Origin of the sequence: Nocardia gamkensis NBRC 108242 (genome assembly GCF_001612985.1) — a bacterium.
Classification (GTDB): Bacteria; Actinomycetota; Actinomycetes; order Mycobacteriales; family Mycobacteriaceae; genus Nocardia; species Nocardia gamkensis.
Window position 1 is genome coordinate 1 of the sequence record NZ_BDBM01000116.1, and the last position, 675, is coordinate 675.

General features: G+C 65.8%; 1 protein-coding gene. It reads right to left on the reverse strand.

What is annotated here, in order from left to right; genetic code table 11:
* Nucleotides 1-94: 94 nt before the first annotated feature.
* Nucleotides 95-343, reverse strand: a complete 249-nt coding sequence (locus tag NG1_RS34865) for a hypothetical protein (protein WP_062978126.1) — start codon at nucleotides 341-343, stop codon at nucleotides 95-97.
* Nucleotides 344-675: the final 332 nt, after the last annotated feature.

Consider the following 675-nt stretch of genomic DNA (forward strand, 5'->3'; position numbering starts at 1 on the left):
GAATCTTCAGCGGCAAATGCGTGGACCGTGCCCCGGTCGTCCACCAGTCCACGACGCTTCGTTCTCGGGCAGTGCCAGGGTGCCGAGGAAAGGATCATATGTCCGGGGCGACACGGTTTCCTTGCCTGACCATACTGGGTGGTTGCCCGGTCCAGCGTGTGTTCGCCGGCACCGATGCCATCGGAGCCTCGAGCGCCGCACTCTTGGTCCCCTCGGACGCATTGCCGGTGGCATCGAACGAGGAGATCAGGTAGGCGGGAAGCGCCATGGCGAGGAGGAATGGAACGAACCAGTGTCCGGAGTGCACCGCGCCGCCGGATTCGTCGAGGAACGCACCGCCCACGATGGTGTCCCCGCCGCCTACCGCCCTGTCCGCGCTCCGGTCGAATGCTCGCTGGTCACCGTCTCCCACAGCTGCGTCCATCCCGTCCCACTCGAGCCACGCTGAACTCCGCTCATGGTCCGGTCGTCGGCGTGGAGGGCCTTGCGAGGCAACTTCGTAACCGGGCAGACCCCGGGCTCGGCCAAGCAGAATACGGCTGCCTCAGCGTCCACTGTGGCCCGGAACTCGGCCCAGGTGATGTCGGCGGGAAATCGTCCGAACCCGTCGAAGTCCTCCACGTCCATCGCCAGTTGTTCTGCTGGAACAACGCGAGCTCATCGCGTAGGGGCACC